Here is a 21,473-nt window from a genome sequence, read left to right on the forward strand (position 1 = left end):
CACGACCCCGCTCCCGCGGTCGATCACGCCCTCAGCCGCACTCCATTTCCGGAAGAGCCGCGTAACCGCGTCACCGGAACGCGACCGACCGTTACCTCATTCGAGTGTGATGTCAATCACAACAGCAAATCGTATCCTTTCCGGCGTGAGTCGTTAATGCGTTCGCGATCGAGGCACCAACACACCGAGTGACTGCCCCCGCCCGACCCACAGGGCTCTGAGCTGCGGTGATGCCCCGCTCGATCGGTAAAGGTTAATACGCGGTGAACAGTCGGTCGTACCTCCCCGTGATCAGCAGTCCCCGGCCCACTGCTAATTTCCATGCTCATCGGTGGAACGGCATTCGGGAGAGACGATGTGGGACTGGCACCGGCTGCTGGAGCACAGGCAGCTGTTCGTGCCGGTCGGAGTCATCGGTGGCATCTCGTGGTCGGTCTGGCTGATCCGCAAGATCATGTCCTCCCGCTACCGGCCGCTCGTCAACGACTTCCGCACCACGACGTCGGTGGTCGTGCCCTCGTTCCACGAGGACCCCGACATCATCGAGCGCTGCCTCGACACGTGGCTCGCCCAGGACCCCACCGAGATCGTCATCGTCCTGGACGTGGCCGACACCGAGGCACGTGACCGGCTGATGGCCCGCCGCGACCGCCGCATCCACGTGATGATGTTCAAGCACGAGGGCAAGCGCTCGGCCCTGGGCGTGGGGATCCGCGCGGCCAAGCACGAGATCGTCGTGCTGTGCGACTCCGACACCCTCTGGACGCCCGGCCTGCTCGACGCGGTGCAGATGCCCTTCGTCGACCCGAAGGTCGGCGGGGTCGGCACCCGGCAGAACGTCTACGAGTACCAGAGCAGCATCTGGCGCCGCGTGGCCGACTGGATCATCGACTCGCGCTACATCGACTACGTGCCCGCCACCGCGCGGGGCGGGGCCGTCGTGTGCCTGTCGGGCCGCACCGCCGCCTACCGGCGCTCCGCGATCATGCCGGTGCTGGCCAACCTGGAGAACGAGTTCTTCCTCGGCCGCCGCTGCGTCGCCGGTGACGACGGCCGGCTCACGTGGCTCGTCCTCGCCCAGGGCTACCGCACCGAGCACCAGGACTCGGCCCGCGCGCTGTCGATGTTCCCGGCCACGTTCAAGGCGTTCTGCAAGCAGCGCGTGCGCTGGAGCCGCAACTCCTACCGCTGCTACCTCACGGCCATCCACAAGGGCTGGCTGTGGCGGGTGCCGCTGATCTCGCAGCTCACCGTGTTCCAGATCCTCTTCACCCCGGTCACGATGTTCGCCACCGTCTACTACCTGATCGCGGCGTTCCTCGGCCCGCAGCGCACGCTCGCCATCATCCTGGGCCTCGCCTGGCTGCTCGTCGGGCGCGCCATCCGCAGCGTGGGCCACCTGCGCCAGCGGCCGTCGGACCTGCTGATCCTGCCCGTCGTCACCGTCGTGATCATGATGGTGGCCCTGCCGATCAAGACCTGGGCGCTGCTGACCATGAACAAGCAGGGCTGGCTCACCCGCAAGGCCGGGATGATCGGCGGCGAGGGCCAGGACGAAGCCAGTCTCACCACCTCGGCGGAGGACGCCCGTGGCGCAGCCTGAGACCCCCAGGACGGCCAGACCACGCACCGGCCTCCTCGCGGCGCTCGTCGGGCTGGCGCTCGTCACGAGCAGCGTCGTCGCCGTGGCCCAGCCCGCCTCGGTCGTGCACGCGGTCACCTCCGCGTTCACCGGTGACGCCGGGCCGCCACCGCCCGCCGCTCCCCCGCGCCCCGTCGCCGAGTCCGACGCGAGCGGCACCCTGACCACCAGCCCGGAGGCCGCGGAGAAGCAGGCCGCTCTCGTCGAGGCCGAGGACACCCGGATCACCGAGATCACCAGCGGGTCGCCGCCGTCCCAGGTGCCCTACGAGGTGGCAGGTGGGCCGCAGTCGCTGCCCACCACGGTGCTGACCGCCCGGTCCCGGCCCTACGACCTGCCGGCGCTGCAGCGCCTCGGCGCCGCCGAGCGGGCCGGGGACGGGGCCTGGGTGCTCATCCGCTCCATCGTCGTGGCCAAGGGCGCCAGGCTGAACCTCCAGGAGCCCGGGGCCACGCTGCGCATGACCAGCGGCCCGTCCGGCTTCGCCTCGATCGTCGCGTTCAAGGGCGGGCTGATGCTCGCCGGTGACGCCGATGCGCCGCTGACCATCACCAGCTGGGACCCCACGACGCAGGCCCCCGACACCGACAGCACCGACGGGCGCGCCTACATCCGGGCCATCGGCGCCAAGATGGACGTCAGCCGGGTCACCGTCACCCACCTGGGCTTCTGGAGCGGTCGCACCGGCGGCCTCGCCTGGACCGGCAGCTCGAGCGCCCCCACCACCGGGTCGATGGCCGACTCCGTCGTGAGCGGCGGCCACTACGGCGTGTTCAGCAGCCGCACCGCCGACCTCGTCCTCACCGACTCGACGTTGCAGGGCAACGACCTCGACGGCCTGCTCGTGCACCGCGAGAGCACCCGCCTCACGGCCCGCAACGTCACCAGCGTCGACAACGGCCGCGACGGCATCGCGATCGTGCGCGGCGCGGAGGTCATCACCGTCACCGCCTGCACCACCTCGCGCAACGCGGGCGACGGCATCCGTGTGGACGGCTCCCCCCTGGCCGTGACGGCCACCGCGGGCGGCGCCAGCACGGCCCGCGGCTCCGGTTACACCGTGGAGCGCTCCACCTCCACCGACAACGCCGGCACCGGCATCCTCACGATGTCCGCCGACAAGGTCGTGATCAGCGACAACACGGTGGGGGGCAGCGCCGACGGCATCGTCGTGCGCGGACCCGCTGCCGACGCCCGCATCGCGGGCAACACCGTCGACGCCGTCGGCTTCGCCATCGCGGTCCGGGGCGGCGTCACCGCGGCGAGCATGCGCGACAACACGGTGCGCTCCTCCGCGGTCGGCCTGCACGTCACCGACTCGGTGGCCGATCTCGGCGCGAACACCGTCACCGCGTCGCGCTACGGCGTCTCGCTCGTCGGCGACGTCAGCGGCACCTCGGTGGTCGCCAACACCCTGGCCGGAAGGGGCCTCGCCGCCGTCGACCTCAACCGGATCGACGTGGCCGCCACGGCCGACGTCACCGGCAACGACGACACCCGCTGGGTCGTCGACCGCGACGACGTGGCGTACTGGACCAACTACGCGCAGGACCACCCGCTGCTCCTGCTGTGGCTGCTGATCCTGCTCATCCCGATCGCCGCACGGATCTGGTTCAACCGCCGCAAGCACCGGGCCGTCGCCCACCCGTACCAGAACGTGGCCCCCGGCCCGGCCGGGTCCGAGGCACTGGCGCGCACCCCGCTGCGGCTCGTCCACTACGACGCGCCGGTCACGCCCGAGGCCACCGCGGCCCTGCCCGACGAGCTGGGCGCCACCGCCCTCCTGCCCGTCACCCGGGTCACCGTCGTGTCCGGCCAGGGGGCCCGCCGATGACGCGTGCCCGGCTCGGCGTCCTCGTGGCCGCAGGTCTGGTGCTCGCGGGGTGCGGCGGGGGCGGCCCACCGCCTCCCGCCCCGGTGCCGGCACCCACCGTCACCGCCGCCCCGGCCTGCACCGGCGCGTCGGCCATCCCGGTGCGGAACGCCGACGAGCTGACCGAGGCCCTCTCCGGGGCCACCCCCGGGGCCGTGATCACGATGGCCGCCGGGACCTACGCCGGGCACTTCGTGGCCACGGCGTCGGGCACGAGCGACAAGCCGATCACGCTGTGCGGCGGCCGCGACGCCGTGATCGACGGAGGCGACATCGCGAGGGACTACTCGCTGCACCTCGACGGCGCCTCGTTCTGGCAGCTGTCGGGCTTCACGATCCGCGGCGGCCAGAAGGGCCTCATCATCGACCGCGGCCAGGGCGACCTCGTGCAGGGGCTGCTCATCGAGAACACGGGCGACGAGGCCCTGCACCTGCGCCAGAACAGCACCGACAACGTGGTGCGGGGCAACGAGATCCGCGGCACGGGGCTCAAGTCGGAGAAGTTCGGCGAGGGCATCTACGTCGGCAGTGCCGAGAACAACTGGTGCGAGCAGTCCTCGTGCGGGCCCGACCGCAGCGACCGCAACACCATCGAGGGCAACACCATCTCGGACACCACCGCGGAGAACGTCGACATCAAGGAGGGCACCACCGGCGGTGTCCTGCGCGGCAACTCGTTCTCCGGAGCGGGCATGAAGGACGCCGACTCCTGGGTGGACGTCAAGGGCAACGGCTGGACCATCGCCGACAACACCGGCGTCGACGCCCCGCAGGACGGCTTCCAGGTGCACCAGGTCGTCGACGGCTGGGGCATGGGAAACACCTTCACGGGGAACAGCTCCACGGTCAACGGCGACGGATACGCCATCAACATCACCAAGCCGCGCGACGACAACCGCGTGATGTGCAGCAACACCGACTCGGGCGCGGCCAAGGGCCTCAGCAACGTCGACTGCGCACCCTGATCTCTAAGAGGAGCAACTCGTGTTCGCACGCCGCATCGCCGTCATCGGGACGGGCTACGTCGGGCTCACCACCGGAGCGTGTCTGGCCTCGCTGGGCCACCACGTCGTGTGCGCCGACATCGACGAGGCCAAGGTCACCCGCCTCAACGCGGGCCAGATCGACATCCTGGAGCCCGGGCTGCCCGAGCTCGTCGCCGAGGGTGTGGCCGCCGGCCGTCTCGAGTTCGTGCTCGGGGCCCGCAACGCGATCACCCAGCCGGACCAGCCGCCCGTCGAGGTCGTGTTCCTCTGCGTGCCCACGCCGATGGGCGAGGGCGGCGCCGCCGACCTCGCGGCCGTGCAGGCCGTGGCCAACGAGGTGCGCCACCTGCTGCCGACGAACTGCGTGATCGTCAACAAGTCGACGGTGCCGGTCGGCACGGCCGAGACCACGCGCAAGATGATCGGGCGCCGCGACGTGGCCGTCGTGTCCAACCCGGAGTTCCTGCGCGAGGGCAGCGCGGTGCACGACTTCCTGCACCCCGACCGCATCGTGGTCGGCAGCGACTCGCAGGAAGCCGCCGAGCGCGTCGCCGCCCTGTACTCACGGCTCGGCGCACCGACGCAGCTCACCGACGCCGCCAGCGCCGAGATGGTCAAGTACGCGGCCAACTGCTTCCTCGCCATGAAGCTGTCCTACGTCAACGCGCTGTCGGACTTGTGCGAGCGCCTCGGCGCCGACGTCGTCGAGGTCACCGAGGGCATGGGCTACGACCGGCGCATCGGGGCCAACTTCCTCTCGCCCGGCCCCGGCTGGGGCGGCTCGTGCTTCCCGAAGGACACCCACGCGCTGCTGGAGATCGCCAAGGCCGCCGGGATGGACTTCGAGCTCGTCGCCGCGAGCCTGTCCACCAACGCCACCACCCGGGCGCGCGTCGTCGACAAGGTGCGCGACGCCGCCGGCGGATCGCTCTCGGGCAAGCGCATCGGCCTGCTCGGCCTGACGTTCAAGGCCGGCACCGACGACCTGCGCGACTCCCCGTCGCTCGCCGTCGCGGAGCTGCTGCGCGCCGAGGGCGCCGAGCTGTACGGCTACGACCCGGCCTGCCCGGTGGACGTGCCCGCGACGGCCGGCATCACCGTCGTCGACGAGCCGCTGGACATGGCCAAGGACGCGGCCGCGCTCGTGGTGCTCACCGAGTGGCCGCAGTTCCGGGCCCTGGACTGGACGGCGCTCGCCGGCGTCGTCGAGGCCCCGGTCGTGATCGACACCCGCAACCTGCTCGACCCCGACGTCCTGCGCCGGGCGGGCTTCGCGTGGATCGGGCTGGGCCGCAGCTAGGAGAACCAGCCGTGAGCGGATATCGGTGCCCTGGCACCGATATCCGCTCACGGGTCAGTTCCTGAAGACGACCGTCCGCAGCATCACGAAGTTGATGACGGTGGCGACGCCCTGCGCGATCACCCAGGCCACGCTGGTGCGCAGCGGCATCACCGGGAGGACGGCGAGCATCAGGGCGTTGGTGCCGACGTTGAGGGCGAACGTGGTGGCGTAGAGCGCCACGAAGCCGGCGACGCGGCTCCGGCCCCCCTGCGCCGATGCGAACGTGAAGCGGCGGTTGAGCAGGTAGGCGGTGGTGGTGCCGCAGATGAAGCTGATGGCCTTCGAGCCGCTGGGGAACAGGCCCAGGGCGAGCAGGCCCTGGTAGACGCCGAAGTCGACCAGCGCGGACACCACACCGATGGCCACGAACCGGCTGAGCTGGGCGACCAGACCCAGCGGGGCGGCGGGCTCGGCCTGCGTTTCGGTCACGGTGGCAGGGTAGCGGGCGGCACCCGGTGGGAAATTGGGCCGCTGGATGGAGAGGCGCCAAGGAACTTGGAGCTGCGTCAGCTCCTGCGCAAGCTCCTGCTGAGCCTCGAAACCGCCCGACCCGGCCGACTGAGGAGCGTCGGCGCGTGGGGGGCGTGCAGGTCGGCGTCGTCGAACAGGACCCGGGCCGCGGCGGCGAGCTCCGGGTGCGCCAGGCCGTGGCGGGCGGCGGCGCGCCACAGGCCGTCCGTGGGAGGCAGGCGCGCCTCCAGCTCCCGGGCCGCGTCCGTGGTCAGGGCGGCCAGCGCGACGACGGTGGCGACATCGCGCAGGCGGGGCGGCAGCAGGTCCAGCATCCGCAGCTCCAGCCGGCCCGTGGGCGGACGGGCAGGAACAGCGTGGTCAGGTGGTAGCTCAGGTCCTCGGGCGTCGGCCAGCCCACGGGGTGGCCGTCGGCCGTCCAGGCGTAGCCGGGCGCGCAGGGCCGGCAGCGTCGCTGGACATCACGGCTGGCGGAAGTACCTGCCGATGTTGTAGCGGTGGCGGATGGTCACCGAGCCCATCGCGGTGCGGCCGTGCACCACGAAGTGCGGTGACCCCGGCCGGGGCCGGGACGGCACCCTGTTCTTGATCGACCCCATGCCGGGCACCAGGTCGTCGACGTTGGCGGTGGCGCCCTCCGGCACCAGCAGCTTGGCCGATCCGGCCCCCAGCTCCAGCTCGATCTCGACGACCGGGTGCGGGTTGTGGGCGTCGCAGAAGTCGAGGACCACCGAGCCCATGCCGCTGAGCACCCGCAGCCGGGGCGGCACGTCCCACACCCCGGTGCGCTTGATCGACGACATCCCGGCCTTGAGCACCAGGGCCGGGCCCGCCGGCGTGACGGGGACCGGTGCGGCGTGGGCGAGCGCGGGCAGATCGGCCAGCGGGGGGATGAGATCCCGCTCGTACCGGGCGCCGTAGACGACCGTCAGCCGCTCCTCCAGCTCCGCCATCGAGATGCGGCCCTCGGCCAGCGCCTTGTTGAGGCGGGTGGCCGCACGCTCGCGATCGGCGTCGGAGATCCGGATGCCGGGCGGGTCAGGGGGCTGGACGGTCACGTCGTCGAGAATAGTGGGAGCCGACCGGTGGACGCGCGAGCCGGATTCCGGACCCGGGTAGCCTGGTCGGCGATGTCAAACACCAGCCTGCGGGGGTGGGGCCGCACCGCCCCCACCACGGCCCGGGTGACCACTCCCCGGACCGTCGACGAGGTGGCCGCCGCGGTCACGTCCGCCGGGCCGCGCGGCGTCATCGCGCGTGGCCTCGGCCGTTCCTACGGCGACCCGGCCCAGAACGCGGGCGGCACCGTCCTGGACATGACCGGGATGGCCGCGATCCACTCGATCGACGCCGACTCCGGCCGCGTCGTCGTCGACGCCGGGGTCAGCCTCGACACCCTGATGCGCCGCGCCCTGCCGTTCGGGCTGTGGCTACCGGTGCTGCCGGGCACCCGCCAGGTCACCATCGGCGGCGCGATCGGCGCCGACATCCACGGCAAGGCCCACCACGTCGTCGGCAGCTTCGGCAACCACGTGCGCGCGCTCACGCTCGTCACCGCCGACGGCACCACCCACGAGCTCACCCCCGACGGCGAGGGGTCGGACCTGTTCTGGGCCACCGTCGGCGGCATGGGGCTCACCGGCGTGGTCGTGCGCGCGGAGTTGGCGCTGCACCACGTGGAGACGGCGTACTTCACCGTCGACACCGAGCAGATCGACAACCTGGCCGACCTCATGGAGCGCCAGACCCAGGACGACGAGCTCTACGCCGAGTCGGTCTCCTGGTTCGACGCCGTCACCACCGGCCCGCACTTCGGCCGCGGCATCCTCATGCGCGCCAACCACGCCACGCTCGCCGAGCTGCCGCCCAAGCTGCGCGCGAACCCGCTGAAGTTCGACGCCCCGCAGCTGCTCACGGTGCCCGACGTCTTCCCGCCCGGCCTGCTCAACAAGCTCACGGGCAAGCTGTTCAGCGAGGCCTGGTACCGCAAGTCGCCCACGAAGTTCGGCGCGATCCAGAACATCACGCAGTTCCTGCACCCGCTCGACATCATCGGCGAGTGGAACCGCGGCTACGGCCCGCGCGGGTTCCTGCAGTACCAGTTCGTGGTGCCGCTGGACCGCGGTGACGTGATCCGCACCGTGCTGGAGCGGATGACCGCCGCCGGCCAGGTCTCCGCGCTCAACGTGCTGAAGCGCTTCGGCGAGGGCAACCGCGCCCCCCTCTCGTTCCCCAAGCCGGGGTGGACGCTGTGCGTCGACATCCCGGTCGGGCCCGGTCTCAACGCGCTGTGCAACGAGCTCGACGTGATCGTCCTCGACGCCGGCGGGCGCCACTACCTCGCCAAGGAGTCGCGCACCACGCCCGAGGCCATCCGGCGGGGCTACCCGCGCCTCGACGAGTGGCGCAAGGTGCGCGACGCCGCCGACCCCCAGGGCGTGTTCGCGTCCGACATGTCCCGACGCCTGGAGCTCACAGCGTGACTCCGGCCGCCACCATCACGACATCCGTCCCTCCCCGGGCCGGCAGTAGGAGCTACCCGTGATCGATGCTGTTGGAAACCCGCAGAGCATCCTCCTCCTCGGGGGCACCTCCGAGATCGGGCTCGCCGTGGTCGAGGCGTTCGCCTCCGACCGCCCGCTGCGCGTGGTGCTGGCCGCCCGCCCGTCCTCCCGACTCGACGAGGCACAGGCGCGGCTGGAGAAGCTCGGCTGCGCCGTCGAGCAGCTCCCGTTCGACGCGCTGGCGCTCGACACCCACGCCGCCACCATCGGCAAGGCGTTCACCGGCGGTGACATCGACGTCGCGGTGGTCGCGTTCGGGCTGCTCGGCGACAACGAGCAGGCCTGGACCGACGTCGACACCGCGGTCGAGCTGGCGCAGGTCAACTACACCGCCGCCGTGTCGGTCGGCGTCGCGCTGGGCGAGAAGCTCACGGCCCAGGGCCACGGCTCGCTGGTGGCGTTCTCGTCGGTGGCGGGCGAGCGGGCGCGGCGCTCCAACTTCGTCTACGGCTCCACGAAGGCCGGCATGGACGCGTTCTACTCCGGCCTCACCGAGGCGCTGCGCCCGTCCGGCGTGCACGTCACGGTGGTGCGGCCCGGGTTCGTGCACACGAAGATGACCGAGGGTCTGAAGCCGGCGCCGCTGTCCACCACCCCCGACGCGGTGGCCGCCGTCGTCGTCGACGCGGTGCGCTCCCGCAAGGAGCTCGTGTGGGCCCCGGCCCCGCTGCGCGTGGTCATGAGCGTGCTGCGTCACGTGCCGCGGGTGATCTTCCGGCGCCTGCCCGTCTGAGCCGTGGCGTTCCCGCAGCTGCGCCAGACGGTGCTCGACTGCGTGGACGCGCGGGCGCTGGCCGAGTTCTACCGGCAGCTGCTCGGCCTGGTCTACCGCCCCGGTGACGAGCGGCCCGCCGACGGGCCCGACGCCCGGGCGGCCGACTGGCTCTCGCTACGGCACCCGGACGGCCGACCGGCGCTGGCGTTCCAACCCGTCGACGAGCTGCCCGGGGCCACGTGGCCGACCGGTGAGCACCCGCAGATGCTGCACCTGGACCTGACCGTGCCCACCGTCGAAGACCTGCTGGAGTGGCACGTCCGGGCGCTGGAGCTCGGGGCCCGGCTGCTGTTCGACCGCATCGAGGACCCGGAGGAGCCGCTGCGGGTCTACGCCGACCCGGCCGGCCACCCGTTCTGCCTCTTCGTCGCGACACCACTCACCAGGTGACCGGCAGGGCCGAGATGCCTCCGGTGACGTTGTCGGAGCGCATGTCCAGGTCGGCCACGGCCGCGGCCAGGGTCAGGCCGGGCAGCCGCTGGAACAGCGTGGTGAACACCGTCCGCAGCTCGGTGCGGGCCAGGCTCGCCCCGATGCAGAAGTGCATGCCGTGCCCGAACGACAGGTGCGGGTTGGGCCGCCGGGTGGGGTCGAACTCGGCGGCGTCGGTGAAGGTGTCGGTTGTCCCGGTTCGCCGACGGCGAGGACAGGATGACGGCGTCCCCGCGCGGGATGGTGACGCCGCCCACCTCGACGTCCTCATGGGCGTAGCGCACGAGACCCAGGCCGCCGGGCGCCGACAGCCGCAGGATCTCCTCGACCGTGGTGGCGGCCAGTCCGTCGGGGTCGGCGGCGAGCGCGTCGCGGTGCTCGGGGTGGGTGAGCAGCATGATCACGCCGAGGTCGATGCGGTTGACCGTCGTCTCGTGCCCGGCGAACAGCAGGCCGGCGGCGAGGGTGGCCAGGTCGGCGTCGGTGAAGGTGGGATCGGCGATCTGGCCGGCGACGAGGTCGGAGATGACGTCCTCTCCCGGCTCGATGCGCTTGGCCGCCGCGAGCTTCGCCGTGTAGCCGGCGAACTCCACCTGGGCCACGCGCGCGTCGTCACCTCCGGACATCCGGCTGATCCGGTCCGACAGGTCGCTGAAGTAGTCGCGGTCGGCGTACGGGACACCGAGGAGCTCGCAGATCACGGCGACCGGGAGCGGGAAGGACAGGTGCTCGTGCAGGTCCACGACGCCGTCGGCGGAGACGTCGTGCGCGGCCACCATCGCGTCGATGCAGCCGTCCACCAGCTTCTGGACGTGGTCGCCCAGCAGCCGCATGCGCTTCGCCGAGAACGCGGGCACGAGCAGCCTGCGCATGCGGGTGTGGTCGGCCTCCTCGGTCTCGTAACGACCGCTCGGGCCCCCCATCACCGCGGCGTCGGAGATCTTGGCGGCGTCCTCGGGGGCCGGGTGCGAGCGGCCGAGGCGGGGGTCACCCCATAGGTCACGGGCCTCGTCGTACCGGGTGACCAGCCAGGCCGGGTCCCCGGCGGGCGTGCGCACCGGCACGACCGGGCCCTCGCGACGCAGCACCTCGTAGAGCGGCGCGACCTGCAGGACGTCGGGCCGGTCGAACGGCATCCGGGGCGCGGTCTCGGTCGTGGTCATGGTGCCTCCCTGTCGGTCACGGTACAACTTCCTGCACAGGCTGTAACTTTTCGTCCGCTGTAGGTTCCAGCCTCCGGGAATCGTTGAGCGCTCATGCCTGTTGCGGCGGGCATGGCTACTGCGATCGTCGCCACCGCGTTCGGTGGTCCGGAGGTTCTGACGAGCGTCGAGGTGGAGACACCCGCGCCCGGAGCGCACGAGGTGACCGTCCAGGTACGGGCGGCCGCGATCAACCCGGTCGACTACAAGATCTTCGGCGGCGCGTTCGGTCCTCCCGACCCCTCGAAGCTGCCGCTGCGCGTCGGGCTGGAGGCCTCCGGCGTCGTCACGGCCGTCGGTGAGGGGGCCACGGCCGCCGTCGGTGACGAGGTGATCGTCTACGGCGGCGGGGCCGGTGGCCTGTTCGCCAGCGAGGTCACGGTGCCCGACTCGGCGATCACCCGGAAGCCCGCGGGCCTGGCGTGGGAACCTGCCGCGGGTCTCCTGCTGGCGGGCGTCACCGCCGCGCACACGGTCGAGGCCGTGGGCGTCGAGAACGGTGACACCGTGCTCGTGCACGGCGCCGCCGGCTCGGTCGGGCTGCTCGCGGCCCAGCTGGCCGTCGCGCGTGGCGCCCGGGTGATCGGCACCGCCGCCCCCGCCCGCCACGACGCCCTGCGCGGCTACGGCATCGAGCCGGTGGCCTACGGCGACGGTCTGGCCGACCGCGTCCGCGGGCTCGCCCCCGACGGCGTCAGCACCGCCATCGACACCGTGGGCACCGACGAGGCCGTCGACGTGTCGCTGGAACTGGTGGCCGACCGCTCCCGCATCGCCACGATCGCGGCGTTCGGCCGCGCCGGGGACGCCGGCATCAAGGCCCTCGGCGGTGGCCCCGGCGCCGACCCGGGCACCGAGCTGCGCGCCGCCGCGCGGCCCGAGCTGGCCCGCCTGGCCGGCGCGGGGAAGCTCGAGGTGGTGGTGGCCCGCACCTACCCGCTCGCCGAGGCGGCCGACGCGATCAGGTTCGTGGCCGAGGGCCACGCCGGCGGCAAGGTCGTACTGCTGCCCTGATGATCCTCACCAGGTGACGGGCAGGCCCGTGACGCCGCCCGTCACCCGGTCCGAGCGCACGTCCAGGTCGTCCACGTCCACCGCGAGGCGGAGCCCCGGGATGCGCTGGAACAGCGTCGTGAAGACCGTGCGCAGCTCCGTGCGGGCGAGGCTCGCGCCGATGCAGAAGTGCATGCCGTGCCCGAACGACAGGTGCGGGTTGGGCCGCCGGGTGGCGTCGAACTCCTCCGGCTCCGGGTAGGCGTCGGCGTCGCGGTTCGCGGCGTCGGTGGACAGCAGCACCGCGTCGCCGCGCGCGATCGTCACCCCGCCGATCTCCACGTCCTCGTGCGCGTAGCGCAGCAGCCCCAGCCCTCCGGGCGACGACAGGCGCAGGATCTCCTCGACCGTGGTGGTGACCTGACTCCGGGTCGGCGATCAGCGCGTCGCGGAACTCGGGGCGGGTGAGCAGAAACAGCACGCCGAGGTCGATGCGGACCACCGTGGTCTCGTGGCCGGCGAACAGCAGCCCGGCGCCGAGCCGCGCGAGCTCGGCGTCGGTGAAGGCCGGGTCCTGGGCCTGCCAGGCCACCATGTCGGAGAGGACGTCCTCGCCCGGGGTGGAGCGCTTCACCTCGGCGAGCCGGCCCATGTAGGCCTCGAAGTCCACCCGCGCCTGCTTCGCGGCGTCGCCGGTGCCCATCCGGGCCATGCCGTCCGACAGTTGGTGGAAGTACTCCCGGTCCTCGAACGGCGACCAGCTTCTGGACGTGGTCGCCGAGCCGCCGCATCCGCTTCGCCGAGAACGACGGCACGAGCATCCGGCGCAGCCGGGCGTGGTCGGCCTCCTCGGTGTCGTAGTCGCCCGAGGGCCCGTCCTGGATGGCCGCGTCGGAGATCGTCGCGGCGTTCCGGGGCGCCGGGTGGGAACGCCCGAGCCGCGTGTCGCCGAACAGCTCGCGGAGCTCGTCGTAGCGCGTCACGAGCCAGGCCGGATCACCGGCGGGGGTGCGCACGGGCACGATCGGCCCCTCGCGGCGCAGCACGTCGAGCAGCGGCGCCACCTCCAGCACGTTGGGACGGTCGAACGGGAGCTGGGGTGCGCGCTCAGCGGCGGTCATGACGCCACGGTACGATTTTTTGCATTGGCTGCAACTTTTCTGGCCCTGCATGTAGAGTGGGTCGATGGCGGGCTTGCGCGAACGGAAGAAGGCCACCACCCACGCGGCACTGCGCACGGCGGCGATCGAGCTGTCGCTGGAGCACGGGCCCGAGGCCGTCACGATCGAGGCGATCTGCGCCCGCGCGGAGGTCTCACCGCGCACGTTCTTCAACTACTTCCCCGGCAAGGACGAGGCGGTCGTCGGCTGGAGCGCCGCCGAGAGCGTCTGGTTCGCCGACACCGTCGAGGCCCGGCCGCCGTCGGAGGACCCGCTCACCGCCGTCGAGGCCGCTCTCGCCGACCTCATCGGCCTGACCACCACCAGCCCGATCTGGCACGCCCAACTGGAGCTGCTGCGCCTGCACCCCCGGCTGCTGGGCCTGCTCACCACGGCGTCGTCCCGGATGGCCGCGTCGGCCGCCGACGGGGTCGCCCGGCGCACCGGCCTCGGCGTCAACGACCCGCAGGTGCTGGTGCTCGCGGCGGCCGCGATCGCCGCGTTCCGCGTGGCGCTGGCCCGCTGGCTGGACAGTCCCGAGGGCACCGACGGTCGGGTGCTGCTCGCCGAGGCCATCGACATGCTGCGCGGCGGGCTGGAGATCAGCTGAGCGGAAGCGGCAGCGCGTGGTCCTCGGTCAGCCGGACGTAGGTGTGCGGGATCCGCCCCCACCTGGCGGGATCGACCCGGGTGGCCTGGTCGTCGATGCTCAGCGACTCGTCCGCATCCATCGTGTGGAGGTACGCGAGCAGCTCCTCGCGGTGCCGGTGCCGGCCATTCCGCTCGGCGCCGTCGGCGAGCGGGGGACGGTGGCCCCGAGGCCGTGCCCGGGCAGGTCGACGGCCACCGTGCGGTGCCCTCGCAGGGCCAGCTCGCGGGCCACCGGCGCCCAGCCGGCGGAGGTGCAGCCGGCCCCGTGGACCAGGACGGACGTGGTGACGGACACAGCAACAGGATAAATCGATCGTCCTCCCCGCACGGCGTGAGGGACACCGTGCGGGGAGGACGGGCTGCGCTCCCCAGCTCAGCCAGTTCAGGTGGCGCGGATGTTCTCCATGCGGTTCACCGCGGCGACGAGGTCCGCCCGGTGGGCCGGCCGCCTGCGCTGCGCATTCACCAGCGCGGCGGCGAGGGTGGGGCGCCGCGCCGCCGTCGCCGCGTGGCGGGGTTCCGGCGCGACGAACGCGGCGGCGACGTGGACGTCGCGGAAGGCGGCCACCAGCTCGGGCGCGGACACGGGCCGGGCCTGCTGCGGCACCGTCGCCCGCGGGGCGTCGGGGGCCGGGGCGGCGCTCGGGCGGCGGCGCGGGAGGTGCATGCGGCGCATCCGGCGGCGGGCGGGCTCCTCGACGAAGCGGAACGCCACCGAGGCCACCACCAGCGTCGAGAGGAGCACGAGCACCGCGGAGGCGTAGGCGAGGACCGCGTGCCGCTCGACCACGTGGAAGTGGGTCAGCAACGTCCAGTAGATCTCGAAGACCGGGATGTGGACGAGGTAGAGGCTGTAGGAGATCCGGCCGCCCTGCACCATCCACGGCCGGGCCAGGAACCCCGCCGGGCCGCGGTCGGCCAGCGCCAGCGCCCCGACGAGCACCGGGAACAGCACCAGCACGGCGCCACCGCGGCCGGACCCGGCCGCCTCGCCGACGATGAGGCCGGCCGCGATCACCAGCGGCGTGGCGGCGGCGAGCACCGAGGCCCGGCTGCGGACCTTCTCCGTCGACCGCATGCGCCGCACCACGAGGTGGGCGAGCACGCCGGCGCCGAAGCCGCACAGGACCCGCACGGCCCAGCTCCACGGGTAGTACGGGCTGCCCGTCGACAGGTAGGCTATCGCGATCGGCGTCATCAGGGCGAGCGAGCCGACGGCGAGCACCACGACCGGCAGGGTGCGCAGGCGGAAGAACACCAGCGCGCCCACCGGGAACAGCATGTAGGCCAGCCACTCGGCGCTCAGCGACCAGGTCGGGCCGACCCACGAGGCCCCGTCGAGGTACTGGTTGTTCCACATCTGCACCATGAGCAGCTGCTGCACCCACTGGCCGACGCTCACCACGGGCTGCACCGACTGGTAGGCGATGTTCCCACCACCGCCGAACACGATGCGGGCCACCAGCCAGAGGCCGAACAGGTTGAACACCAGCACGTACACCGGCCACATCCGGCTGGCCCGCGCCCACACGAACTTCGCGGTGGCCCCGACCCGCAACGCCGGGCCGAGCTTGTCGAGGTAGGTGTGGGCGATGACGAAGCCGCTCAGCACGAAGAACAGGTCGACGCCGAGCGCGCCCTGCGTGATCAGCGGGCCGAACCAGGCGGCGACGTGCGCGACACCCGGCAGGGGCGAGAAGTGGAAGTGGAACAGCACCACCCACACCGCCGCCACGATGCGCAGACCCGTCAAGGCCCGGAACTCACGCGCGGGTGCGGCTTGATCGCCGGATGGGGTGGCTTGCGGGCCTGCGGTCGTCACGTTCGAGGCAACGAGGGCCTTTCGATCCACGGTGCGAGTGACACCCGAGCAGTACCGGTATGTCGGTACCGATCACTTTCCGTACGCAGTGGGCTGCGCTGATCGGGTGCACGAACGCCCGGTCCGGCCCCGCCGCGGCGGAGCCGGACACCACGTAGGGCTACCAGGTGTCGACGTGCAGCACCGCGTCGAGCGGCTCCCTCTTCGCGGGCTTGAACGTCTCGCCCGTGAAGTAGGCGGTGGGCAGCAGCACGCCCTGGCGCACGTTCGGCGGGACGCCCAACAGCGCCGAGATCTCCTTCTCGTACTTGAGGTGCAGCGTGGTCCAGGCGCTGCCGAGCCCGCGAGCGCGCGCGGCGATCTGGTAGCTCCACGCCGCGGGGAGCAGCGACCCCCAGAGACCGGCCTGGTTGCCCCGCGGCAGCTCCTCTCCCGCCGTGATGCACGCGACGACGTGCACCGGCACGTCACCCATGCGCTCGGCCAGCCACTCCGCCGACGACGTGACGCGCGCCTGCACGGCCTGCCGCTCCGCGCTGCGCCCCTCGGCGTTGCCCGCGTAGGTCGGGGAGTTCCGGTACGCACCGAAGGCCTCGGCGTAGTAGTCGCCGATCTGCCTGCGCTTGTCCGCGTCGGTGACCACCAGCCAGTGCCAGCCCTGCTGGTTGCTGCCCGTGGGGGCCTGCAGCGCCACCTCGAGGCTCTCGCGCACCAGCTCCATCGGAACCGGCCTGTCCAGGTCGAGGCGCTTGCGCACGGAACGGGTGGTGGTGAGCAGTTCGTCCGGGGAAAGAGGCAGTGTCATGGCCCCGATCATGCGCTAACGTCGACGTCGGCGAGCAGGGCGCCACCGGTCCGCGGAGAGGGCAGAGCCCACCTGAGCACCACCGATGCAGTGCATCCACCCACCTTCTTCGCCCGGCGACGCGGACCGCCGGACAGCGCGAAGGAGGCTTCCCGTGCGTCGCTGGTCCCTGCCCGACAACCCCGACCTCGAGTGGCTGCGCAAGCAGGCCAAGCGGATCCGCGACGGGGTGGCCGCGCGCGATCCCGAGGCCCTCGGGCTGCTGGCCGAGTACGACCCGCCCGTCGCCGACGCCGTCTCGCTCGCCCGGGCGCAACGGGTGCTGGCGCGGGCGTTCGGGTTCGCCGACTGGGCGGCCCTGCGCGCACACCTGGCCACGATCGAGCGGTTGACCCGGACCTTCGACGAGCCGACCGACGCCGGAACCGACGCCGACCGCTTCCTGCGCCTGGCCTGCCTGGACTACGCGCGCCACGACCCGTCGGCTCCCGCTGCGGCTCGCGACCTCCTCGTCGGGCACCCGGAGATCGCGACGTCCGGCGTCGCGACGCTGGCCGTGTGCGGCCGGACGGCCGAGCTCGCCGCGGCGCTGGACGCCGACCCCGACACCGCGAACGCCGAGACCGGGCCCTACCGCTGGCCGCCGCTGCTCTACCTCGCCTACGCCCGGCTGCCCGATCCCGGTGACGTCCTCGGGAGCACCGCCACTCTGCTCGAGCACGGCGCCGACCCGGACGCGGGCTTCCTCTGGCACGGCCTGACCTCCCCCTTCACGGCGCTGACCGGAGTGTTCGGCGGGGGCGAGCGCGCGGAGCCACCCCATCCGGACGGCCCGGCGATCGCCCGCCTGTTGCTGCGGGCCGGAGCCGACCCCAACGACAACCAGACGCTCTACAACCGCATGTTCACCCCGGAGAACGACTTCCTGGAGGTGCTCTTCGCGTTCGGGCTCGGCACCGACCGGCCGAGCCCGTGGCGCGACCGCCTGGGCGCCGACGCCTACCCGACCCCGGCGCAGATGGTCGGCGAACAGCTGCGCTCGGCTGCGGAGCGCGGCTTCACCGAACGGGTCGCGCTGCTGCTGGCGCACGGGGTGGACCCCGACACCACCGGCTACCACCCGATCCACGGTGACCGGAACGCCTACGAGGTGGCGGTGCGGTCGGGGCAGACCGCGGCGGCCGACCTCCTCGCCGCCGCCGGTGGCACGAGCGAGCGGCTCGGGCCCGCCGACCGGCTCCTGTCCGCGGCGCTGGCCGCCGACGGGCCGGCCGTGCGGGCCCAGCTGGCCGCCGACCCGTCCCTCGCCGCCACCGCGCGCCGGGAGCGTCCCGGAGCGCTCGTCGAGGCCGTCCAGCTCGGTCACGACGACGCCGTCCCCCTGCTGCTGGAACTGGGGTTCCCGGTCGACGGGCAGGACCGGTTCGGCTCCACGGCGCTGCACGAGGCAGCTCACGCGGGCCGGGTGGACACGGTCGGGGTCCTGCTCGCCGCGGGGGCCGATCCCGCTGTCCGGGAGCGCCGGTTCGACGGCACCCCGGCCGACTGGGCCGCGCACGCCGGCCACACGGAGCTGGCCGACCGGCTCCGGCGACAGGGGCCGGCCTCGTGACGGACGTCGCGGCCGAACGGCACGCCATGATTCTCGACGGTTCTCGACAGCGGCCAGAGCTGCGCCGCCACACGGAGCGGGATCCGGCACGCGCGAGGGCCCGGTGATCGTCCGTGGCCACCGCACTAGGGTGACCGCGTGCTCTCGCCCGCACGGTCGGTGACCCCGCCGGAGCCGGACAGCTCCGAGACCCCGCGCCGTGGCGGCAACTCCCGCACCCGGGGGCGACTGGTGTTCGTCCTCGGGCTCATCGCTGCGCTCGCCGCGGTCGCCTTCCCCCTCGCCCCGGTGGTGCAGCCCCAGGTCACCTACTCCTGGACCGCCTCCGACGGCGCGGCGGCGATCCCGCTGATGCCCTACCAGCCGGTGCAGCTGACCGCCTCGATCGACTGCGAGGCGGCCCGCACCCCTGATGACCTGCTGCTCTCCACCACCCCGCCCCGGCCGGACGCCGCGGCCCAGCCGCTGTCGGGCCTGCGGGTCACCTCCACCGGCGACGCGCTGCGCGTCACCAGCGCGGGCGTCGAGCTGGGCACGGTGCCGCTCCCGGCAGGCCGCTGTGCGGTCGGCGTCGTCTCCGACCACACCCGCACCACCGTCTCCGTCGACGGCCGCCCGGTGCTCACCCGCGACGGCGACGTGCGCCCGGACGTGGCGGGGGCGTTCACCGACGTGGACGCCGGCGTGACGCTCTCCCTCACGGCCGACACGCGGTTCCAGACCACGATCTCCCCGGTCAAGGCCGCGCTCGCCGCGATCTGCGTGCTCGCGCTGCTCGGGATGTTCGTGGCGCTGGCCCGGATCGAGGTGCCCGCGGCCCGGCTGCTCCCCCGCCACTGGTGGCGGCCCCGGGCCGTGGACGTCGTGGTCATCGCGCTGCTGGCCGTCTGGTGGGTGATCGGCTCGATCACCGTCGACGACGGCTACATCGCCGGGATCATCCGCAGCCGCGGGGAGAACGGCTTCGTCGGCAACGTCTACCGCTGGCTGAACGCGCCCGAGGCGCCGTTCAGCTGGTTCTACGACCTGTTCTCCCTGTGGTCCCAGGCGGGTGGGAGCTCCACGCTCTGGATGCGCCTGCCGTCCACCCTGCTCGGCGTCGTGTGCTGGGTGCTGCTCTCCCGCTTCGCGGTGCCGCGGTTGGGCCGGTTCGCCGCCCGCCGCTCCACCCCCTGGCTGGCCGCGCTGGCGTTCGCCACCTGGTGGATCCCCTACAACCTGGGCCTGCGCCCCGAGCCGTGGGTGGCCGTCGGGGTGCTGGGGGCGTTCCTCGCCGTCGAGCGGACGATCGCGACGCGCCGGGTGCTGCCCCTGGCCGTCGGGCTGCTGGTGGCCGGCATGACCACGGCGCTGACGCCGGGCGGGCTGATCGCGTTCATGCCGGTGCTGGCCGGGCTGCTGCCGCTGCTGCGGGTGCTGCGTGCTCGTCGCGACCTGCACGGGTGGCCGATCCTCGCCGTGCTGGTGGCGTCGCCGGCGGCGGCGGTGCTGCTGATGGTCTCCGACCAGAGCCTCGCCGCCGTGCTGGAGTCCACACGCGTGCGGACGCTGATCGGCGGCGGGCAGCCGTGGTTCGAGGAGTACCAGCGCTACGCCAACCTGCTGGAGCCCGGCTCGTTCCAGGCGTCCATCGGCAAGCGCGCGGCCGTGCTGCTCACCGTGCTCGCGGCGGTGGGGCTGCTGTGGGCCCTGGGATACGGACGAGGGCGTCGGAGCCGAGCCGGCATCGCCACCGGGCCGGCCGGGCGCCTCGTGGCGACGTTCGGGCTCGGGCTCGTCGCCATGACGTTCACCCCCACCAAGTGGACGCAGCACTTCGGCGACGTGGCCGGGGTCGGTGCGGGCGTCCTGCTGCTCGGGCTGGTGGCCTTCGCCGGCTCCCCCCTGCGCGGGCGGGCCCACCCGTTCGTCACCGCGCTCGGCGCGGTCACCGGCGTCACCGCGCTGGTGCTCGCGGGCTACAACGTGTGGCCCTACGCCTCCAACTGGTTCACGCCCATGTTCAGCACCGTGCCGCCCGAGCTGGCCGGCAAGGGCGTCTCGACGTTCGTGCTGGCGCTGGGCGGGACGGGTGTCGCCGTGCTCGTCGGGCGCGAGGCGTGGCTGCGGGCCGGTGGCGCGACGGCCGTCGGGGTGCCGCGGCGCGTGCCCGCCCCGGCGCCGCTGGTGGCGATCGTGCTGGTGGCGGTGCTGCTGCTGCAGGTCGGCGGGCTCGCCCGGGTCGCCGCCGCCCACCGCGACTCCTACACGCTCGCCTCCGACGCACTGGCCACCGTGCGGGGCGAGCCGTGCGGGCTGGAGCGGCTGCTGTCGGTGGAGACCGACCCCGCCGCCGGGATGCTCCCCCCGCTGGGCGGGCCCGTCACCCGCACGGAGCGCACCGTCGACATCGGGGGCACCAGCGTGCCCGGCATCGCCGTCTCCGGCACGACCACCACCGGCTGGTTCGCCCTCGACCCCGCGCAGCGCTCGGGGCGCCTCCCCGTGGTCGTCACGACCGTCGGCACATCGCGGCCCGGCGACAACCTGACCATGGATTTCGGGAAGGCCGGAGCCGTGGTGGACCAGCGTCGGCTGACGTCCGGCGCCGACGCCCCACGCGACCTGCGGCAGATGGCCCCCGCCGGCGCCGAGGCCGTCCGCCTCGCCGTGGACGCGCCGACCACCGGTGACCAGCCCCCCGTCCTCGTCTCGCTCCCCCGCGTCCCGGAGCTGACGCCGATGGAGACGCTGCTCCCACCGGGCAGCTCCGCCGTGCTCGACTGGCCCGTCGCGTTCCTGTTCGGCTGCATCAGGCCCGCCGCGCTGCCGCTGGGCACCGCGGAGCTCCCGCAGTGGGAGGTGGGCACCCCGGCGGGCGACCCGTCGGCCGGGATCACCTACGCCCCGGCGTTCGGCGGGCCCTTCGCCGCACCACGGCTGCTGGTCACCGAGCAGCGCATGCCCACCTACCTCGCCGGTGACCCGACCCGGGACGCCGCTCAGCTCTACCGCTGGGTCCCGCTCACCGATCTGGCCCGTCCACGGCCTGTCGTCGCAGATCAGACGGTCATGGGCTGGCACGCTGACGGGCGCACCCGGGTACCCGGGCTCGACCCCGTCGGGTGACCGGCACGTGGCCGGCCGCACAATGGCGGCAACCC

The 21,473-nt window shown here is 73.0% G+C and carries 18 protein-coding genes and 2 pseudogenes; 11 read left to right on the plus strand and 9 right to left on the minus strand.

All coding sequences use genetic code 11. The annotated features are described in order from the left end of the window. Window positions 1-355: 355 nt before the first annotated feature. From BGP03_RS13800 to BGP03_RS13815, 4 genes are read left to right on the plus strand one after another with little or no spacing between them, the layout of a single operon-like run. The gene (locus BGP03_RS13800; RefSeq protein ID WP_298797264.1) at window positions 356-1,603 is read left to right on the plus strand and encodes a glycosyltransferase family 2 protein; all 1,248 of its coding nucleotides are present in this window, start codon (window positions 356-358) and stop codon (window positions 1,601-1,603) included. After that, complete coding sequence (locus tag BGP03_RS13805; protein ID WP_296375118.1) at window positions 1,590-3,476, plus strand: right-handed parallel beta-helix repeat-containing protein; 1,887 nt, start codon at window positions 1,590-1,592, stop codon at window positions 3,474-3,476. Before BGP03_RS13800 ends, BGP03_RS13805 begins: the two co-directional genes overlap by 14 nt. Next, window positions 3,473-4,480: a NosD domain-containing protein gene (locus BGP03_RS13810; RefSeq protein ID WP_296375120.1), complete on the plus strand. Its 1,008-nt coding sequence runs from the start codon at window positions 3,473-3,475 to the stop codon at window positions 4,478-4,480. Before BGP03_RS13805 ends, BGP03_RS13810 begins: the two co-directional genes overlap by 4 nt. 19 nt (window positions 4,481-4,499) lie before the next feature. Further along, entirely contained in the window at window positions 4,500-5,801 is a 1,302-nt protein-coding gene (locus tag BGP03_RS13815) for a UDP-glucose/GDP-mannose dehydrogenase family protein (RefSeq protein ID WP_298797262.1), read from the plus strand. 54 nt (window positions 5,802-5,855) lie between these two features. Here BGP03_RS13815 and BGP03_RS13820 read toward each other — a convergent pair whose 3' ends face one another. The 3 genes from BGP03_RS13820 to BGP03_RS13830 form a co-directional block, all read right to left on the minus strand. Next, complete coding sequence (locus tag BGP03_RS13820) at window positions 5,856-6,272, minus strand: GtrA family protein (RefSeq protein WP_296375123.1); 417 nt, start codon at window positions 6,270-6,272, stop codon at window positions 5,856-5,858. A gap of 77 nt (window positions 6,273-6,349) precedes the next feature. Continuing rightward, the gene (locus BGP03_RS13825; RefSeq protein WP_296375125.1) at window positions 6,350-6,628 is read right to left on the minus strand and encodes a hypothetical protein; all 279 of its coding nucleotides are present in this window, start codon (window positions 6,626-6,628) and stop codon (window positions 6,350-6,352) included. A gap of 147 nt (window positions 6,629-6,775) precedes the next feature. Then, on the minus strand, window positions 6,776-7,372 hold the full coding sequence (locus tag BGP03_RS13830; protein ID WP_298797259.1) for a DUF1707 domain-containing protein: 597 nt from the start codon (window positions 7,370-7,372) through the stop codon (window positions 6,776-6,778). A 72-nt stretch (window positions 7,373-7,444) separates the two neighbouring features. Between BGP03_RS13830 and BGP03_RS13835 the strand changes: the two genes are divergently transcribed. From BGP03_RS13835 to BGP03_RS13845, 3 genes are read left to right on the plus strand one after another with little or no spacing between them, the layout of a single operon-like run. Continuing rightward, entirely contained in the window at window positions 7,445-8,797 is a 1,353-nt protein-coding gene (locus BGP03_RS13835; protein WP_296375129.1) for an FAD-binding oxidoreductase, read from the plus strand. Window positions 8,798-8,855: 58 nt separating this feature from the next. After that, complete coding sequence (locus tag BGP03_RS13840; RefSeq protein WP_296375131.1) at window positions 8,856-9,611, plus strand: decaprenylphospho-beta-D-erythro-pentofuranosid-2-ulose 2-reductase; 756 nt, start codon at window positions 8,856-8,858, stop codon at window positions 9,609-9,611. A 3-nt stretch (window positions 9,612-9,614) separates the two neighbouring features. Then, complete coding sequence (locus tag BGP03_RS13845) at window positions 9,615-10,043, plus strand: VOC family protein (protein ID WP_296375133.1); 429 nt, start codon at window positions 9,615-9,617, stop codon at window positions 10,041-10,043. Here BGP03_RS13845 and BGP03_RS13850 read toward each other — a convergent pair. Beyond that, a pseudogene (locus BGP03_RS13850) lies at window positions 10,033-11,248 on the minus strand (cytochrome P450). The gene BGP03_RS13845 and the pseudogene BGP03_RS13850 overlap by 11 nt on opposite strands. A gap of 111 nt (window positions 11,249-11,359) precedes the next feature. Here BGP03_RS13850 and BGP03_RS13855 point away from each other — a divergent pair. Beyond that, window positions 11,360-12,301 (plus strand): NADP-dependent oxidoreductase, encoded by a 942-nt coding sequence (locus BGP03_RS13855; protein WP_296375136.1) that lies wholly within the window; start codon window positions 11,360-11,362, stop codon window positions 12,299-12,301. A 6-nt stretch (window positions 12,302-12,307) separates the two neighbouring features. On the opposite strand, the pseudogene BGP03_RS13860 reads toward BGP03_RS13855, so the two are convergent. Beyond that, window positions 12,308-13,401 (minus strand): annotated as a pseudogene (locus tag BGP03_RS13860) (cytochrome P450). Window positions 13,402-13,465: 64 nt separating this feature from the next. On the opposite strand from BGP03_RS13860, the gene BGP03_RS13865 reads away from it, so the two are divergent. Continuing rightward, window positions 13,466-14,050, plus strand: coding sequence for a TetR family transcriptional regulator (locus BGP03_RS13865; protein WP_296375138.1), 585 nt, complete (start codon window positions 13,466-13,468; stop codon window positions 14,048-14,050). Here the strand turns inward: BGP03_RS13865 and BGP03_RS13870 are convergent. From BGP03_RS13870 to BGP03_RS13885, 4 genes are all read right to left on the minus strand, one after another. Further along, complete coding sequence (locus tag BGP03_RS13870) at window positions 14,043-14,171, minus strand: hypothetical protein (protein ID WP_298797255.1); 129 nt, start codon at window positions 14,169-14,171, stop codon at window positions 14,043-14,045. The genes BGP03_RS13865 and BGP03_RS13870 overlap by 8 nt on opposite strands. Next, entirely contained in the window at window positions 14,150-14,386 is a 237-nt protein-coding gene (locus BGP03_RS13875) for an alpha/beta fold hydrolase (RefSeq protein WP_298797253.1), read from the minus strand. Before BGP03_RS13875 ends, BGP03_RS13870 begins: the two co-directional genes overlap by 22 nt. Before the next feature lie 87 nt (window positions 14,387-14,473). Next, window positions 14,474-15,844, minus strand: a complete 1,371-nt coding sequence (locus tag BGP03_RS13880) for an acyltransferase (protein ID WP_298797252.1) — start codon at window positions 15,842-15,844, stop codon at window positions 14,474-14,476. Window positions 15,845-16,073: 229 nt separating this feature from the next. Continuing rightward, the gene (locus tag BGP03_RS13885) at window positions 16,074-16,718 is read right to left on the minus strand and encodes a nitroreductase family protein (protein WP_296375143.1); all 645 of its coding nucleotides are present in this window, start codon (window positions 16,716-16,718) and stop codon (window positions 16,074-16,076) included. A 154-nt stretch (window positions 16,719-16,872) separates the two neighbouring features. On the opposite strand from BGP03_RS13885, the gene BGP03_RS13890 reads away from it, so the two are divergent. Beyond that, window positions 16,873-18,330 carry an ankyrin repeat domain-containing protein gene (locus tag BGP03_RS13890; RefSeq protein ID WP_298797249.1) on the plus strand — a complete coding sequence of 486 codons (1,458 nt, stop codon included), beginning with the start codon at window positions 16,873-16,875 and terminating at the stop codon, window positions 18,328-18,330. A gap of 138 nt (window positions 18,331-18,468) precedes the next feature. Next, the gene (locus tag BGP03_RS13895) at window positions 18,469-21,438 is read left to right on the plus strand and encodes an arabinosyltransferase domain-containing protein (RefSeq protein WP_298797248.1); all 2,970 of its coding nucleotides are present in this window, start codon (window positions 18,469-18,471) and stop codon (window positions 21,436-21,438) included. Window positions 21,439-21,473: the final 35 nt, after the last annotated feature.

The organism is Pseudonocardia sp. 73-21 (assembly GCF_001899645.1).
Lineage (GTDB): Bacteria > Actinomycetota > Actinomycetes > Mycobacteriales > Pseudonocardiaceae > Pseudonocardia.

What these genes read in the sequence shown, in the direction of transcription:
- BGP03_RS13800 (WP_298797264.1), top strand. Translation starts at nt 356, where the DNA reads ATGTGGGACTGGCACCGGCTGCTGGAGCACAGGCAGCTGTTCGTGCCG.
- BGP03_RS13810 (WP_296375120.1), top strand. Translation starts at nt 3,473, where the DNA reads ATGACGCGTGCCCGGCTCGGCGTCCTCGTGGCCGCAGGTCTGGTGCTC.
- BGP03_RS13825 (WP_296375125.1), bottom strand. Translation starts at nt 6,628, where the DNA reads ATGCTGGACCTGCTGCCGCCCCGCCTGCGCGATGTCGCCACCGTCGTC.
- BGP03_RS13835 (WP_296375129.1), top strand. Translation starts at nt 7,445, where the DNA reads ATGTCAAACACCAGCCTGCGGGGGTGGGGCCGCACCGCCCCCACCACG.
- BGP03_RS13855 (WP_296375136.1), top strand. Translation starts at nt 11,360, where the DNA reads ATGGCTACTGCGATCGTCGCCACCGCGTTCGGTGGTCCGGAGGTTCTG.
- BGP03_RS13865 (WP_296375138.1), top strand. Translation starts at nt 13,466, where the DNA reads ATGGCGGGCTTGCGCGAACGGAAGAAGGCCACCACCCACGCGGCACTG.
- BGP03_RS13870 (WP_298797255.1), bottom strand. Translation starts at nt 14,171, where the DNA reads ATGGATGCGGACGAGTCGCTGAGCATCGACGACCAGGCCACCCGGGTC.
- BGP03_RS13885 (WP_296375143.1), bottom strand. Translation starts at nt 16,718, where the DNA reads ATGACACTGCCTCTTTCCCCGGACGAACTGCTCACCACCACCCGTTCC.